At 73.3% G+C, this 13,651-nt stretch carries 14 protein-coding genes; 11 read left to right on the top strand and 3 right to left on the bottom strand.

Annotated elements, in window-relative coordinates; all coding sequences use genetic code 11:
- The first annotated feature begins 271 nt into the window (after window positions 1-271).
- Both WFI00_RS03485 and WFI00_RS03490 read left to right on the top strand, forming a co-directional pair.
- Window positions 272-1,285 (top strand): ATP-binding cassette domain-containing protein, encoded by a 1,014-nt coding sequence (locus tag WFI00_RS03485; RefSeq protein ID WP_336630595.1) that lies wholly within the window; start codon window positions 272-274, stop codon window positions 1,283-1,285.
- Entirely contained in the window at window positions 1,282-2,106 is an 825-nt protein-coding gene (locus tag WFI00_RS03490) for an ABC transporter permease (protein ID WP_336630596.1), read from the top strand. The genes WFI00_RS03485 and WFI00_RS03490 overlap by 4 nt, the downstream gene beginning before the upstream one ends.
- A 7-nt stretch (window positions 2,107-2,113) precedes the next feature.
- Here WFI00_RS03490 and WFI00_RS03495 read toward each other — a convergent pair whose 3' ends face one another.
- A complete protein-coding gene (locus WFI00_RS03495) occupies window positions 2,114-5,026 on the bottom strand; it encodes an ATP-binding protein (protein WP_336642273.1) in 2,913 nt (970 codons plus the stop codon).
- On the opposite strand from WFI00_RS03495, the gene WFI00_RS03500 reads away from it, so the two are divergent.
- The 6 genes from WFI00_RS03500 to WFI00_RS03525 all read left to right on the top strand — a co-directional run bounded on the left by WFI00_RS03500 (window position 4,933) and on the right by WFI00_RS03525 (window position 9,243).
- Window positions 4,933-6,546, top strand: a complete 1,614-nt coding sequence (locus tag WFI00_RS03500; protein WP_336630598.1) for a protoporphyrinogen/coproporphyrinogen oxidase — start codon at window positions 4,933-4,935, stop codon at window positions 6,544-6,546. The genes WFI00_RS03495 and WFI00_RS03500 overlap by 94 nt on opposite strands.
- A gap of 122 nt (window positions 6,547-6,668) precedes the next feature.
- Complete coding sequence (locus WFI00_RS03505) at window positions 6,669-7,058, top strand: hypothetical protein (RefSeq protein WP_336630599.1); 390 nt, start codon at window positions 6,669-6,671, stop codon at window positions 7,056-7,058.
- A 1-nt stretch (window position 7,059) separates the two neighbouring features.
- Window positions 7,060-7,470: a phage holin family protein gene (locus WFI00_RS03510; protein ID WP_336630600.1), complete on the top strand. Its 411-nt coding sequence runs from the start codon at window positions 7,060-7,062 to the stop codon at window positions 7,468-7,470.
- Window positions 7,460-7,732 (top strand): hypothetical protein, encoded by a 273-nt coding sequence (locus WFI00_RS03515; protein ID WP_336630601.1) that lies wholly within the window; start codon window positions 7,460-7,462, stop codon window positions 7,730-7,732. Before WFI00_RS03510 ends, WFI00_RS03515 begins: the two co-directional genes overlap by 11 nt.
- 180 nt (window positions 7,733-7,912) lie before the next feature.
- Window positions 7,913-8,722, top strand: coding sequence for a uroporphyrinogen-III synthase (locus WFI00_RS03520; protein ID WP_336630602.1), 810 nt, complete (start codon window positions 7,913-7,915; stop codon window positions 8,720-8,722).
- Window positions 8,723-8,811: 89 nt separating this feature from the next.
- Window positions 8,812-9,243, top strand: a complete 432-nt coding sequence (locus tag WFI00_RS03525; RefSeq protein ID WP_336630603.1) for a hypothetical protein — start codon at window positions 8,812-8,814, stop codon at window positions 9,241-9,243.
- Window positions 9,244-9,311: 68 nt separating this feature from the next.
- Here WFI00_RS03525 and WFI00_RS03530 read toward each other — a convergent pair whose 3' ends face one another.
- The gene (locus WFI00_RS03530) at window positions 9,312-10,136 is read right to left on the bottom strand and encodes an ABC transporter permease subunit (RefSeq protein ID WP_336630604.1); all 825 of its coding nucleotides are present in this window, start codon (window positions 10,134-10,136) and stop codon (window positions 9,312-9,314) included.
- A complete protein-coding gene (locus tag WFI00_RS03535) occupies window positions 10,133-11,098 on the bottom strand; it encodes an ATP-binding cassette domain-containing protein (protein WP_336630605.1) in 966 nt (321 codons plus the stop codon). The genes WFI00_RS03530 and WFI00_RS03535 overlap by 4 nt, the downstream gene beginning before the upstream one ends.
- A gap of 104 nt (window positions 11,099-11,202) precedes the next feature.
- Here WFI00_RS03535 and WFI00_RS03540 point away from each other — a divergent pair, with 104 nt between their 5' ends.
- Genes WFI00_RS03540 through WFI00_RS03550 form a run of 3 tightly spaced genes read left to right on the top strand, consistent with a single transcriptional unit; the run spans window position 11,203 to window position 13,648 of the window.
- Window positions 11,203-12,282, top strand: coding sequence for an enoyl-CoA hydratase/isomerase family protein (locus WFI00_RS03540; RefSeq protein WP_336630606.1), 1,080 nt, complete (start codon window positions 11,203-11,205; stop codon window positions 12,280-12,282).
- Window positions 12,279-13,106: an LssY C-terminal domain-containing protein gene (locus tag WFI00_RS03545; protein WP_336630607.1), complete on the top strand. Its 828-nt coding sequence runs from the start codon at window positions 12,279-12,281 to the stop codon at window positions 13,104-13,106. Before WFI00_RS03540 ends, WFI00_RS03545 begins: the two co-directional genes overlap by 4 nt.
- Entirely contained in the window at window positions 13,103-13,648 is a 546-nt protein-coding gene (locus WFI00_RS03550; RefSeq protein ID WP_336630608.1) for a hypothetical protein, read from the top strand. The genes WFI00_RS03545 and WFI00_RS03550 overlap by 4 nt, the downstream gene beginning before the upstream one ends.
- The last annotated feature ends 3 nt before the right edge of the window (window positions 13,649-13,651 follow it).

A 13,651-nucleotide genomic window follows, 5' to 3' on the forward strand; every position in this document is an offset into this window, starting at 1 on the left:
TTCCGCCCCCGGCGGTGTCGAAAGCAGGCCGAACCGGTGGCGGCGGGGCCGGGGAGGGGAGAGGTGGGCGGTCTGGCCTGCTTTCGGCACGGCCGCCCCGCCTGTCGGCACGGCCGCCCCCGTCACCACCGGCCTCGGGACGGCCCGGGGCCCCGGGGGCGGGCACCCGGACGGTGCGGCCGGGGGCGGTGACGGCGGCGTGACAGCGGCGTGACAGGGCGGGGGCGGTGGTGACGGAGCCGTGACAGCGCCGCCGCGCAGAGTGGAAGCCATGACCACTTCCTCCTCCTCAACGCCCACCCTCGCGGTGCGAGCCGAGGGCCTCGTGAAGGTCTTCGGCGACAACCGGGCCGTGGACGGCGTCGACCTGCGGGTCGAGGCCGGCACGGTCTACGGTGTGCTCGGCCCCAACGGGGCGGGCAAGACCACCACCATCAACATGCTCGCCACCCTGATGCGCCCCGACGGCGGACGGGCCGAGATCTTCGGCCACGACGTCACCCGCGAACAGAACGTCGTGCGCCAGCTCATCGGCGTGACCGGCCAGTTCGCGTCCGTCGACGAGACGCTCTCGGCCACCGAGAACCTCATGATCTTCGGACGCCTGCTCGGGCTCTCCCGGGCAGAGGCGAAGGCGAAGTCCGCGGATCTGCTCGAGCGCTTCGCGCTGACGGATGCCGCGCGTCGCCCTCTCAAGAAGTTCTCCGGAGGCATGCGCCGCCGCCTCGACCTCGCGGCCTCCCTGCTCGCCCAGCCGCCGCTCATCTTCCTCGACGAGCCGACGACGGGCCTCGACCCGCGCACGCGCGGCCAGATGTGGGACACCATCCGCGAGCTCGTCGCGACCGGCTCGACCGTGCTGCTGACCACCCAGTACCTCGACGAGGCCGACCAGCTGGCCGACCGCATCGCCGTCATCGACCACGGCCGGGTGGTCGCCGAGGGAACCGCCGACGAGCTCAAGGCCTCGGTGGGCACCTCGTCGCTCATCCTGCGCCTGGCCGACGGCGCCGACACGCAGGACGCCCTCCGCGCCATCGAGCAGGTGCTCGGCGTGCGCGGCGCGCTCTCGCCCGAGGCCTCGCGCATCACGGCGCCGATGACCGACCCCGACCGCGTCGCCGATCTCCTCATCACCCTGCGCGCGGCCGGCATCCACCTCACCGAGATGAGCGTGCAGAAGCCGAGCCTCGACGAGGTGTTCCTGACCATCACCGGGCGTCCGACGGACGCCGGCACCGATTCCGCGTCCGTCGACGCCCCCACCGAGGAGGTGCGCGCATGAGCGCCATCGCTCTGACAGCCATCACGCCGGCCTCCGAGCGCCGGCTCACCAACCACACGAGCCTGCGCCAGACGGTCGAGAACACGCTCACGATGGCGTACCGCGGGCTCGTCAAGATCCGTCGCACGCCCGAGCAGCTCGTCGACGTGACGGTGCAGCCGATCATCTTCACGCTGATGTTCGCGTACATCTTCGGCGGCGCGATCGCCGGCGATGTGCAGAACTACCTGCCGGCGCTCATCCCGGGCATCCTCGTGCAGACGGTCATCACGACCTCCGTCGTCACCGGCACCCAGCTGCGCGAGGACATGGACAAGGGCGTGTTCGACCGCTTCCGGTCGCTGCCCATCGCCCGGATCGCGCCGCTGTCCGGAGCGCTGCTCGCCGACACCCTGCGCTACGCGATCGCGACGACGATCACCTTCGTGGTCGGCTTCCTCATGGGCTACCACCCGGCCGGAGGGATCGGGAACGTCGCGCTGGCAGGGCTCCTGGTCATCGCCTGCTCGTGGGCGATCAGCTGGATCTTCGCGTTCTTCGGCGTCATCGCCCGCACCGCGTCGAGCGTGCAGGGTATCTCGATGCTGATCCTGTTCCCCCTGACGTTCCTCTCGAACGCCTACGTCCCGGTCGACTCGCTGCCCGCGCCGCTCGCGTGGTTCGCGAACATCAACCCGATCTCGCATCTCGTGACCGCCGTGCGCGATCTCGCGAACGAGGGAGCGATCGCCGGCGACTTCTGGCTGTCGCTGCTCGGCGCGGCGGTGATCGTGCTGGTCTTCGCACCTCTGACGGTGCGCGCGTACATGCGCAAGGCGTGACGACGGATCAGTCCAGGAAGGCGGCGAGGATCTCCGGATCCTCGTCGTCGTCGTGCGTGAGGGGCGCGTCCGGGAGGCGGCGATCCCCGCGCAGGGGCAGGGCGGGGTCGGGCGCCCCGAGCGTGCCGCGCAGCCGGACGAACAGCGGGTCGGTCTCGTCGGCGCCGCCGCGCAGGCGCACGGATGCCGCGAACGCGCGGGCCGCCGTGTCGGTGCGGCCCGCATCGATGAGCCAGAGCGCGATCACCGCGACGAGGTCGGCGATGATCGGATGGTCGCCCGACGCGTAGGCGAGCGGCAGCGCTGCCCGCAGGCTGTCCCGGGCCTCGACCGGCCGGCCGAGCGCCAGCAGAGCCTGCGCACGGCGCGAGGCGGCCCACGCGTGGAGCTGCGCCTGGGGGCCGCCGAGGTCCATCAGCGGCACGCTGTCCAGGTGGTCCAGCGCCGCCTGCGCGTCTCCCGCGGCGATCGCGAGGGTCGCGGCGGTCGAATGGAACTGGAAGATCGCCCGCGACGACCCCTCCGTCTCGGCCAGGCGGCGCACCTCCTCGAGCCGCGCGAGCGCCTCGTCGATGCGACCGAGCCGCACGAGGATCCCGAGCGCGAGGGCGCGCTGCTGGATAACGTCCCACGCGGAGGTCATCCCCGCCAGGGCCGCGGTCGCGCCGTCGGAGATCGCCAGCGCCTCTTCGACCCGCCCCTGCAGGATCAGCCATTCCGACCGCATCTGGCTCGCGAGTGCGAGGCCCCACGGGTCGCCCAGGTCCTCGAACAGAGTGAGCGCGCGTGCGCTCTCGTCGCCGAGGGTCGTCACGTCGCCGTTGTTCTGCGCAGCCGCGGCCCGGAGCACGGCGAGGAAGGCGATCGTCCACGGTGGCGCGCCGACGAGCTCCTCGTCGCGGACGACGATGTTCCACGACCGAAGCCGGCGCCCGCGGCCGTCCTGCAGCGCGCGCGCCGCCGACAGGACGAGCGCACCGAGCGTGAGGGAGAGATCGGACGGATGCCGACGCGCTCCCTCCGCGATCTCGGCCGCGCGCCGGACGAAGGCCTCGACCTCCTCGGGCGAGATGTCGTCGTCGAGCGGCGCCGTGAACGCCGGGAGGGCGAGCAGGAGCGCATCGACGACGACCGCCGCTTCGCTTCCGGGGACGCCGTCGGTGCGGGCCAGGGATTCGACGGACGTGCGCAGATCGGCGAAGCGCTCGCGCATGAACGCCGGCCAGACGGTCGCGCGGGCGAGGCGGACGCCGACGTCGTGCAGCTCCGGGTCGGACCATGTCAGCCGGAGGGCGGCCGTGAGGGATTCGTCGTTCGCGTCGAACCAGGCGAGAGCGGCGCGCACCTCCGGGCCGCGCAGTCGCGCATCCTGCCGCGTGGCGAGCTCGACGAGGACCTCGGTTGCCGCGACGCGGGCGCCGTGCTCGCCGCCGTCCCGGCGCAGGCGGTCGATCCCGTACTCGCGGACCGTCTCGAGCATGCGGAATCGGCCGTCGACGCGTGAGAGCAGCGATCGGTCCACGAGCCGGTCGAACGCGTCGGCCTCCGTGCCGAAGGCGTCGCCGACGGCGTGCGCATCGTCCGCCCCGACGCCGTCCGGGAAGACGGATGCCGCCAGCAGCGCGATCCGCTCGTCGGTGGGCAGGGGTTCCCAGCTCCAGTCGATGAGCGCGCGCAGGGTCTGATGGCGCGGATCGGCGGCGCGCGGGCCCGCGCCGAGCAGGGCGAAGCGATCGTCGAGGCCGGCGTCGATCTCGGCGAGGGTGAGGGTGCGTGCCTTCGCCGCGGCGAGCTCGAGAGCGAGGGGGAGGCCGTCGAGGCGGCGGACGATCCGCTCGACGGTCGGCCCGTCGTCGAGGGAGGGGGCGGAGCCCCGGGCGGAGCGGACGCGTCGGGAGAAGAGTTCGACGGCATCCGCCGTGGGCAGCGGGCCGAGGTCGACGAAGGCCTCGCCGGGCACGCCCAGCGGTTCGCGGCTCGTCGCGAGGATGCGCACTCCCGGCAGCGCCGTCAGCATCTCGATCGCGACCGCGGCGGCCTCTGCGCTGACGTGCTCGCAGTTGTCGAGGACCAGGAGCACGGACCGGCCGCGGAGCGCCTCCAGGACGCGGTCGCGGTCGGTCTCCTGCGGGCGGGGCGCGGTGTCGCCGAGGCGGATGCCGCGTCCGGCCGCGCCGGCGACGACCGCCCAGATCTCGGTGGCCGCCGCGGGGGCCAGCTCGACGAACAGGGCGTCCTGTGCCCGACGCGCGATCTCGAGCGCCAGCGTGGTCTTCCCCGCGCCACCCGGCCCGAGGAGCGTCACGAGCCGGTCCGCGCCGAGCTGCGCGGCGACCGCGGCGAGTTCGTCGGCGCGGCCGACGAGGGCCGTGAGGGGTGCGGGGATCGTGCCCGCTGTCGGGGCCGCCTCGGGCGCGGCGACACCGGAGGCCGACGGTCCGAGGTCGGTGAGAGCGGCCGTCCGGCCGGCTCCGGCGACGAGACGGCGTGCGTGGGCGCGGTCTTCGAGCAGGTCGCGCAGCGCCCAATCGAATCCCTCCGGGATCCAGGGGTCGCCCGTCCACAGGCGCAGCGCCTCCCGGGCGGGCTCCGCCGATTCCCGGCGGCGAGCCTCAGCGACGAGATCGGCGAACCGCGTGAGGTCGACGTCCTCGCGAGAGAGGGCGAGGCGGTAGCCTCCCGAGACCGCCTCGAGCATGTCGGGCCCGAGCGCGCGTCGCACGCGCGAGACCAGGGACTGGAGCGCGGCCCGCGGGTCGGCCGGCGCGTCGATCGGCCAGATGTCCTCACTGAGCGCGCGGGCGGAGACGACCGTCCCCGCGTCCAGTGCGAGGCGGAACAGAAGGGTCTCCTGCCCGCGCCCGCGCACCGGCAGGGGCCCGGCATCCCACGCCGGGCCGCCGAAGTAGGTCAGTCGCACGCCACAACTCTAGGTCTCGGGCGTTGCGGGCGCCGGGACGACGGCCGCACGCCCGACGGTGGGAGGATTGTCACGTGTCCGACGCCCCCTCGCTCGATCTGATCTCCCGCGCGCAGCGGACCCGAGTCGCCGTCGTCGGGGGAGGGGTCGCCGGCCTCGTCGCCGCGTGGGAGTGCGCACGCGTCGGGATGCCCGTGACGCTGTTCGAGGCCGCCGGGCGCCTCGGCGGGACGCTCGAGACGGACACGCTCGACGGCATCGCGCTCGACCCCGTCGCTGATGCCTTCCCGCTGGGCTCCGCGACGCTGCGGGCCCTCATCGACGAGGTCGGCCTGTCCGACCGGATCGAGCCGGCGGCGGCCGAGACGGTCGCGGTCGCCACGGCGGGCGGGAGCCGGCTGACGACGCTGCCGCCGAATCTCGCCGGCATCCCCGCGAACACGTGGGACGTCCCGGTGCGCAGGCTCGTCGGCTGGCGAGGGGTGTGGCGCGCCTACCTCGACCGCCTCCGTCCTCCGCTGACGATCGGGCGGCAGCACAGTCTCGGTGCGCTCGTCCGGACGCGGATGGGGGAGCGCGTGCGTGACCGCCTCGTCGCCCCGCTGTCCACGGGCCTGTACGGTGTCGATCCCGACGTCGTCGACGCCGATCTCGCCGTCCCCGGATTGAACGCCGCGCTCACCCGGGCCGGGTCCCTGTCGGGAGCGGTCGCTCAGCTGCTTCCCGAGGCGGACGGGGCGCGGCGCGGCACCCTGCGCGGAGGACTCGGGACGCTCGTGCCGGCGCTCGCGGATCTCCTGCGCGACCGAGGGGTCGAGCTCCGCACGGGGGTGTCCGTCACCGCCCTGCACCCGTCCGGCGCGGGGTGGGACCTGTCCGTCGCCTCCGATCCCGTCGACGAGGACCGAGACGAGGACATCCGCACCTTCTCGGCCGACGTCGTCGTGCTCGCATGCGGTGCGGACGCGACACGCGCCCTGACCGGCGAGGCGGGCGTGCGCATCGCACCGTCCGCGCCCACGATGCGCGACGTCGTCACGCTGGTGACCGATGCGGCGCCCGGGTCCGCCACCGGGTCGCAGCCGGCGATCGTGGCGCCCCTCCCCGGATCCTCCCCGGCGGCCCTGCTCACCGATGCGGCGGCGATGTGGCCCTCCGTCGCCGAGGCGGCCGGCGCTGCCCGACGGGTGCTGCGCGTCGCCCTGGTGGTCGACGGCGCCGACGCGCCGCCGGACGACGTGACCGCGGCGATCGCCCACGACGCCGCGGTCGCCCTTCTGGGTGCGTCGGCGTTGGGGTCGGTGCGCGCGGCGGTGCGGCGCCGGGTGCGGCTGGACGCTCCGGCCTCCGTGCTCGGGCACGCCGCCCGTCGCGACGAGGCCCGGGCCGAGATCGCCCGTCGCGCGGGGCTCGTCGCCGTGGGCGCGTGGCTCTCCGGTGGGGGGATCGCGGCCGTCGCCGCCGACACCGCCGCGGAGGTCGACAGGATGCGCCGCGGCGTGCTGTTCGGGTCGGCCTAGCACAGCGGCTGCTCGACCGACAGCCCGTCGACGGTCGGATGCCCTGATCGGAATATGGGTCTACCCTGGTGGGGACGCAGCATCGCCGGATCGCACACACGGGTCGAACACGAGGAGACGCCATGAGGGGCAAGATCGGGATCGTCGTAGGGCTCGCCGCCGGATACGTCCTCGGCTCTCGGGCGGGGCGCGAGCGGTACGAGCAGATCAAGACGGGCTTCCTGAAGGTGTGGAACACCGATCCCGTGCAGAAGCAGGTCGACAAGGCGAAGGAGCTCGGCAAGACCGCCGCGTTCGCCCTTCCCAGCGCTCTGTGGGACGGCGCGGTCAAGATCACGAAGGCCGCCACGAAGTCCGGCACGCCCGGGCAGAAGCTCGACTCGGCCGTTCGGGCGGGGCGTGCGAGCGCTGCCGACATCGAGCGCAGCGCGCAGACCACCGCGGACGAGGTGCGGAAGGCGGCCGATGACGCGGTCGCCGATGCGCGGCACCGCGCCGAGGCGGACGACTGAGATGACGACGCCCCGCGGATTCCGTGACCGCGCCGACGACAGTCTGTTCACCCTGCTCGGCGAGGTTCCCGAGCTCGTGCGCAACCTCATCGTGGCGGAGATCGATTCGGCCAAGAGCTGGGTCAAGAGCGCGGGCAAGCAGGCGGGCCTGGGCGGCGTGTGGTTCCTCGTCGCGCTCTTCTTCCTGTTCTGGCTGATCCCCGCCATCGGCGCGTTCGCCATCATCGGTCTGTCCTCGTGGATCCCCGCGTGGGTGGCGTCCCTCATCGTCCTCGGCGTCTTCCTCGTGGTCATCCTGGTCGCGGCGTTCCTGGGACTGCAGCGCTTCAAGAAGCTGACCAAGAGCGAGAACCCGGCGAAAGCGATCACCGTGGACGCCCGCATCGTGAAGGACGTGGCCGATGAGTATTGAGACCCCCGTTCCCCGCACCGCCGTGGCCCTCGGCATCACCGATCCGGTGGAGCGCGCCCGCGCCGAGCTGAAGGCGGCGCTGTCGGCGATCGAGGAGAAGACCAACGTCCCCAAGCGGCTGACGCGAGCCACGGACGACGCCCTCGGCTCGGCCCGTGCCTTCGCTCGCCGCAATCCCTCCGGCGCGACGGCGGCGGTCGTCGGCGCGGCCGTCGCCGTGGGCACCGTCGTGTGGGGCATCGTCCGTCTCTATACACGCTGACCGTGCGCGGGCGCACCCTCCGTCCCCGCGGACGTGGGCCGGGGGTATGCTCGACTGCAGGCAGCGGCGATGGGGCGAATGCTGCCGACCTGCACACCCGATCCGCACAGCACATCGCGGGTCCGTGAGGGTTCGGAGGCGCGATTCCGTGCGTCCGTCGAAGCACCACGAGAGTCGAGCATGAACCCAGACGACCGGCCCGCCGCGAGCGCGAAGCCCCTCAAGGGGTGGCGCGTGCTCGTGCCGCGCGGAGGTCCCTGGGGAGACTCGGTCGCCGCGACGCTGCGCTCGCAGGGCGCCGTCCCGGTGATCGCACCCCTCATCAACTTCGCCCCGTCGACCGATCAGGAGACGCTGGAGGCGGCGCTCGCCGACCTCGCGGCCGGTGTCTTCGACTGGGTGACCCTGACGAGTGCGACGACCGTGGACGTGCTCTACGCCTACCGGGCGCAGATCCCCGCGCAGACGCGCGTCGCCGCCGTCGGCGAGACGACCGCCGCGGCGCTCACCGCCGTCGGCTACCGCGTCGACCTCGTCCCCGACGAGGACAACTCCGCCGCCGGCATGGCCGCGCAGATGATCGAGCTCGAGAGCGATCGCGTGCCGCGGCGCATCCTCACCCTGCGCAGCGAGATCGCCAAGCCCGTGCTGACCCGCCGCCTGACCGAGGCCGGTCACGACGTCCGCAGCGTGGTCGCCTACCGCACCGTCGGGGTTCCGGTGACCGAGCGGATCGCCCACGACGTCCGCAGCGGCCGGATCAACGCGATCCTCGTCACGAGCGGATCGGTCGCCGAGCAGGTACGGCAGCAGTTCCCCGAGATCCCGGGGTCGACCATCATCGCCGCCATCGGGCCGCGGACGGCCAAGGACGCCCGCCGGGCGGGGCTGGGCGTCAACGCCGTCGCCCGGGAGCAGACCGTCGAGGGACTGATCGCCGCGGTGCAGAAGTTCCCGCTGCCGCACGCGACCGACGAGTTCGCCGTCTGATCGGACGATCGGGTCGCGTCGGCGCACGCGAGCCCGATCGTTGTCGGTCTGTGAGCATTCGCTCATACGGACGCTGGCAGACTTGTCCCATGGTGACTCTGCTGCTCGACTCGACGCAGTTGGAGGTCGTGCTCTCCCCCTTCGAGCGGACTCTGTCGCGCCGGTCCGACCCGGTCCGGGTGCGGCGTGAGCACATCCTCAAGGTGCAGCTGACCGACGACGCCTGGACGTGGCTGCGCGGGGTGGCCAGCCCCGGCACGCTCATCCGCGGGACGATCGCGATGGGCGCGTGGCGATCCGCCGGAGCCGACGACTTCGTCATCGTGCGCCGCCGCCGGCCGGCGGTCGTGATCGATCTCGCCGACGACGAGGAGTTCGCGCGCCTCGTCCTCACCACCCGGCACGGCCTCGCCCTCGTCCAGGCTCTCCGCTTGGAGGGCGAGGACGCTCCGGTCGAGGTGGGCGAGCCCGTCCCCGCACCCGCGCGCCCGCGCGGCACGCGCGCACCCGCCCCCGCCTGACCCCGCCTCCGGCTCACCCCGCGAGCTCGCGGAGCCCGGGGAGGCCCGGGCGAGGGGAAGGGAGGGCGTCAGCTCACGTCGCGGCGCCAGCTGACGAGCCAGCCGACGACCAGGAACACGACGGCGTAACCGAGCAGCAGCAGCCCGCCGGCCCACCAGGGGAGGGCGTCGCCGCTCTGGGCGCCCATGCCGGTGTAGATGCTCGCGCCGACGAGGGCGTCGGAGGCGGAGCCGGGCAGGAGGCGGGTGATGCCCGAGACGCCGTCGACGAACGCGCCGACCGTGCGGAGGATCGGTTCGAGGAACTGCGTGAAGGCGATCACCCCCACCACGGCGGCGATCTGGTTCCGCACGAGCGTGCCGACGCCGATCCCGACGAGCACCCACAGCACGAACGCGATCGCCATCCGGCCGATCATCGCCCAGGTGTCGCCGCGGCCCAGCTGGGTGTCGACGCCGAACACGGCGAGCAGCGCGGCGCCCAGGCCGACGGCGGCGACGATCGCGAGCGCCCCGTAGAGGACGCCCATGACGGCACCGGCGACGACCTTGCCGGTGAGGGCGACGCCCCGCCGCGGCGTCGCGAGGAAGGTGGGGGTCAGCGTCTTGTGGCGGAACTCGCCCGTGACGAGGATCGTGCCGATGAGCAGGGGGAAGACGTAGCCCACCGCTGTGGCGATGCTGTAGATGATCGGCGGGAGGGTCTCCGCGGGCAGGGCGGGGGTGTTGGACATCCCGGACGGGAGCGCGCCGCTCGCCAGCGCACCGAAGGTGCCGGCGAGACCGCCCGCCGTGAGGCCGACGTAGACGAACAGGACGATCCCGAGGATCCACCACATCGACGTGGTGAACTGCTTGGTCAGCTCCGACCGCGTGGCGTTCGCGAGGCTCATCGCTGCGCTCCTTCCGTGCGGGACTGCTCGTGTCGCTCCGCCGCGGCGCCCGTCGCCGACGCGTCGACGCGCGTGCCGTTGATGAGGTCGAGGAAGACCTCCTCCAGAGCAGGGCCGCGCCGCTGCAGGACGGACAGGGCCACGCCCGCCTCGGCCGCAATCGCCCCCAGGCGTGCCGGGTCGTCGATGCGCACCGTGAATCCGCTGCGCATGAGCTCGTAGGACAGGCCGGCGGCGTCGAGCGCCCGCGTCAGGGCATCCCGGTCCGGCGCGTCGATGACCGTCGCGTAGTCCTCGGCGCGGGTCAGCCCCGCCAGATCGCCCTGGTAGACCAGTCGCCCGGACGAGATGACGAGCAGGGACGAGACCGTCTGCTGCACCTCGGCGAGCATGTGCGAGGAGACGAGGACGGTTCGGCCCTCGTCCGCGAGGCGGCGCAGGAACCCGCGCAGCCACTTGATGCCCTCCGGGTCGAGGCCGTTCGCCGGCTCGTCCAGCACCAGCACCCCCGGGTCGCCCAGCAGGGTGTAAGCGAGGCCGAGGCGCTGCCGCATGCCGAGCGAGAACCCGCCGACCTTGCGGCCGGCGACGTCGGCGAGGCCCACGAGTCCCAGGACCTCGTCGACGCGGGCGAGCGGGAGGCCCGCCGCCCGCGCGTAGACCCGGAGGTGGTTCGCCGCCGTGCGCCCGGGGTGGAAGCTCGACGCCTCGAGGGCGGCCCCGACCGTCTGCAGCGGATGGGTCAGCTCGGCGTACCTCCGCCCGCCGATGGTCGCGGTCCCGGAGGATGCCCGGATGAGCCCCAGCAGGATCCGCAGGCTCGTGGTCTTGCCGGCGCCGTTCGGACCGAGGAACCCGGTCACCGTTCCCGGCTCCACCCGGGCGGTGAGTCCGTCGACGGCGGCGACCGGCCCGAACCTCTTCGTCACATCGGCGAACTCCAGAACGTGGCCTTCGGGCATGGCGCGTCTCCTCAACGGTGGCGTGGTCCCATCCTGGCCGACGCGTCCGCCTCCGCGCGAATGCCGCGCGGAGGTGCGGCGAACCGCGCGGTAACGTTGCCCGCGTGAGCACTGCCGACGCCGCCCCCACCGTCCTCGCTCGCGCCGAGCGCGGCGTCGGGCACCTGACCCTGAACCGGCCGCGGGCGATCAACGCGCTCGATCTCGGCATGATCGAGCTGCTGCACGCGGCGCTGGACCGCTGGGAGCGGGATCCCGACATCGAGCTCGTCCTGCTCGACGGCGCGGGCGAGCGCGGGTTCTGTGCGGGGGGCGATGTCCGCGGACTCCGCGAGCAGATCGTGGCCGGCGCCGCCGACGACGTCTCCGTCTTCTTCCGCGCCGAGTACGCGCTGAACGCGCGCATCGCCGAGTATCCCAAGCCCATCGTCGCGGTGGCGGACGGTGTCACGATGGGGGGCGGCATCGGGCTCGCCGGTCACGCCTCCGTCCGGGTGGTCACCGAGCGCTCGCGGCTCGCGATGCCCGAGACGCGGATCGGTCTCACCCCCGATGTCGGCGGCTCATGGCTGCTCGCCCGCGCCCCGGGCCGGCTCGGCGAGTACCTCGCGCTCACCGGTGCGTCGATGGATGCCGCCGACGCCCTCCACGCCGGCTTCGCCGACGCGCTCGTGCCGAGCGAGCGGATCGACGACCTCCGCGACGCGCTGCTGTCGCGGGCCGACCCGGCGACCCCCGCCGAGATCGTCCTGCTGTTCGACGAGACCCCGGGCGCCTCGCCCCTCGCGGCCGCGCGCGGCTGGATCGACGACGCCTTCGCCGCCGAGACCGTTCCCGAGATCGTCGCCCGCCTGCGCGCGCGGCCCGAGCCGGAGGCGGCGGCCGCCGCGGACACCCTCAAGAGCGTGTCGCCCACGGCGCTGACGGTCACCCTCGCGGCGGTGCGCGCCGCCCGTGCCCTGCCCGACCTGCGGGCGGCGCTCGCGCAGGAGTACGGGCTCGTCCTGTGGTTCGCCGCGACCCAGCCCGATCTGGTCGAAGGCATCCGCGCCCAGCTCGTCGACAAGGATCGCGATCCGCGCTGGCAGCCGGCGCGTCTGGACGAGGTCGCGCCGGACCTGGGGGAGCGGGCGCTCGCCTGGACGCCGGCGACGCCGCTGTGGTCCCCGGGAGCGGACGGGTGAGCGCCGCGCCCTCCCCTCCCCGTCGCCGCTGGTCCATCGGCACCGCGATCGACCAGTTCTTCTTCGTGTTCGCCGGGCTCGCGGCGATCTGGCTGGCCTACCTGAGCTTCACGGAGACGTTCCTCATCGGATGGTGGGGCATCGCGGCGGGCGTCGTGTTCTGGCTGCTGCTGGCCTACCTCGTCCTGCCGCGCCTGCACCGCATCCTCACCGCGATCTACGTGCCCGACTACTTCATCGGGCGCGCCCGGACGAGCGACGGACTGCTCGGCGATCCGATCAACCTCGCGTTCATGGGCGACGCCGATCAGCTGCACGCCACTCTCGAGGCGGCGCACTGGGTGCGCGCGGATCCCGTCACCCTCCGCTCGTCGTGGCGGATCGTGACCTCGACCCTCGGCCGCCGCAGCTACGACGAGGCTCCGGTCAGCCCGCTGTTCCTCTTCGGGCACCAGCAGGACTTCGCCTATCAGCAGGAGGTCGACGGCAGCCCCGAGAAACGTCATCACGTTCGGTTCTGGCGATGCCCGGACGGGTGGCTCCTCCCCGGCGGACGCCGCGTCGACTGGCTCGCCGCGGGCACCTTCGACACCGCCGTCGGGCTCTCGCTGTTCACCCTGCAGGTCACCCACCGGATCGACGCCGACACCGACATCGAGCGGGACCACATCGTCGGATCCGTGAGGGGGAGCCTGCCGGGGGTCGAGGTGGAGGTCATCCGCGACTTCTCCACCGGGTACCACGCCCGCAACGGGGGCGGCGACAGCATCCGCACCGACGGCGACCTGCCGATCGTCGACGTCCGGAAGGTGGTGCCGGCATGAGCGGCGGTGCGGGCGCGACCCCGGGTGCCGGGCGCCACCCCGACCAGCGACCCGCCTACGAGCCCGTGGGGCGCATCCTCGGACCCACGCCGTACGACCCGGGGATGCCGCGCCCGGCGGCGACCGTCGCGGGTGCCCTCCTGGTCTTCCTCGGAGCGGTCGTGGGCATCCTGTCGATCATCGATCTGTCGGTGCACTGGACGACCTACGCCGGGTCGCTCGACCTCGACATCGACGACGTCGTCGCCACGCCGGATGTGATCAACGCCTCCCTCACGGCCGTCCTCGTGCTGCTGGGGGTCGTGGTCCTCGTCGAGCTCGTGTGCGGGATCCTCATCCTGCGCGGCAGCAACCTCGCGCGCGTGGTCGTGATGTCGGTGACGGTGATCTCGATCTCCACGGCGTTCGCGAGCTGGTGGGCGCAGGATCAGGAGATCACGCTCACCACGACGCTGCCCTCGCTCGCCGTGGACATCCTCGTCCTCCTCGCCCTCTCCAGCCGCAGCGCCGCAGGCTACGCCCGGCGCAACGAGAAGCGCTGAGGG

The sequence above is a fragment of the Microbacterium sp. MMO-56 genome (assembly GCF_037146215.1).
Taxonomy (GTDB): domain Bacteria; phylum Actinomycetota; class Actinomycetes; order Actinomycetales; family Microbacteriaceae; genus Microbacterium.

Bases quoted from the DNA above. Each gene is read 5' to 3' on its own strand.
- WFI00_RS03535 (WP_336630605.1), bottom strand. From the start codon at position 11,098: ATGCCCGAAGGCCACGTTCTGGAGTTCGCCGATGTGACGAAGAGGTTC.
- WFI00_RS03520 (WP_336630602.1), top strand. From the start codon at position 7,913: ATGAACCCAGACGACCGGCCCGCCGCGAGCGCGAAGCCCCTCAAGGGG.
- WFI00_RS03550 (WP_336630608.1), top strand. From the start codon at position 13,103: ATGAGCGGCGGTGCGGGCGCGACCCCGGGTGCCGGGCGCCACCCCGAC.
- WFI00_RS03505 (WP_336630599.1), top strand. From the start codon at position 6,669: ATGAGGGGCAAGATCGGGATCGTCGTAGGGCTCGCCGCCGGATACGTC.
- WFI00_RS03490 (WP_336630596.1), top strand. From the start codon at position 1,282: ATGAGCGCCATCGCTCTGACAGCCATCACGCCGGCCTCCGAGCGCCGG.
- WFI00_RS03510 (WP_336630600.1), top strand. From the start codon at position 7,060: ATGACGACGCCCCGCGGATTCCGTGACCGCGCCGACGACAGTCTGTTC.
- WFI00_RS03515 (WP_336630601.1), top strand. From the start codon at position 7,460: ATGAGTATTGAGACCCCCGTTCCCCGCACCGCCGTGGCCCTCGGCATC.
- WFI00_RS03485 (WP_336630595.1), top strand. From the start codon at position 272: ATGACCACTTCCTCCTCCTCAACGCCCACCCTCGCGGTGCGAGCCGAG.
- WFI00_RS03525 (WP_336630603.1), top strand. From the start codon at position 8,812: ATGGTGACTCTGCTGCTCGACTCGACGCAGTTGGAGGTCGTGCTCTCC.
- WFI00_RS03530 (WP_336630604.1), bottom strand. From the start codon at position 10,136: ATGAGCCTCGCGAACGCCACGCGGTCGGAGCTGACCAAGCAGTTCACC.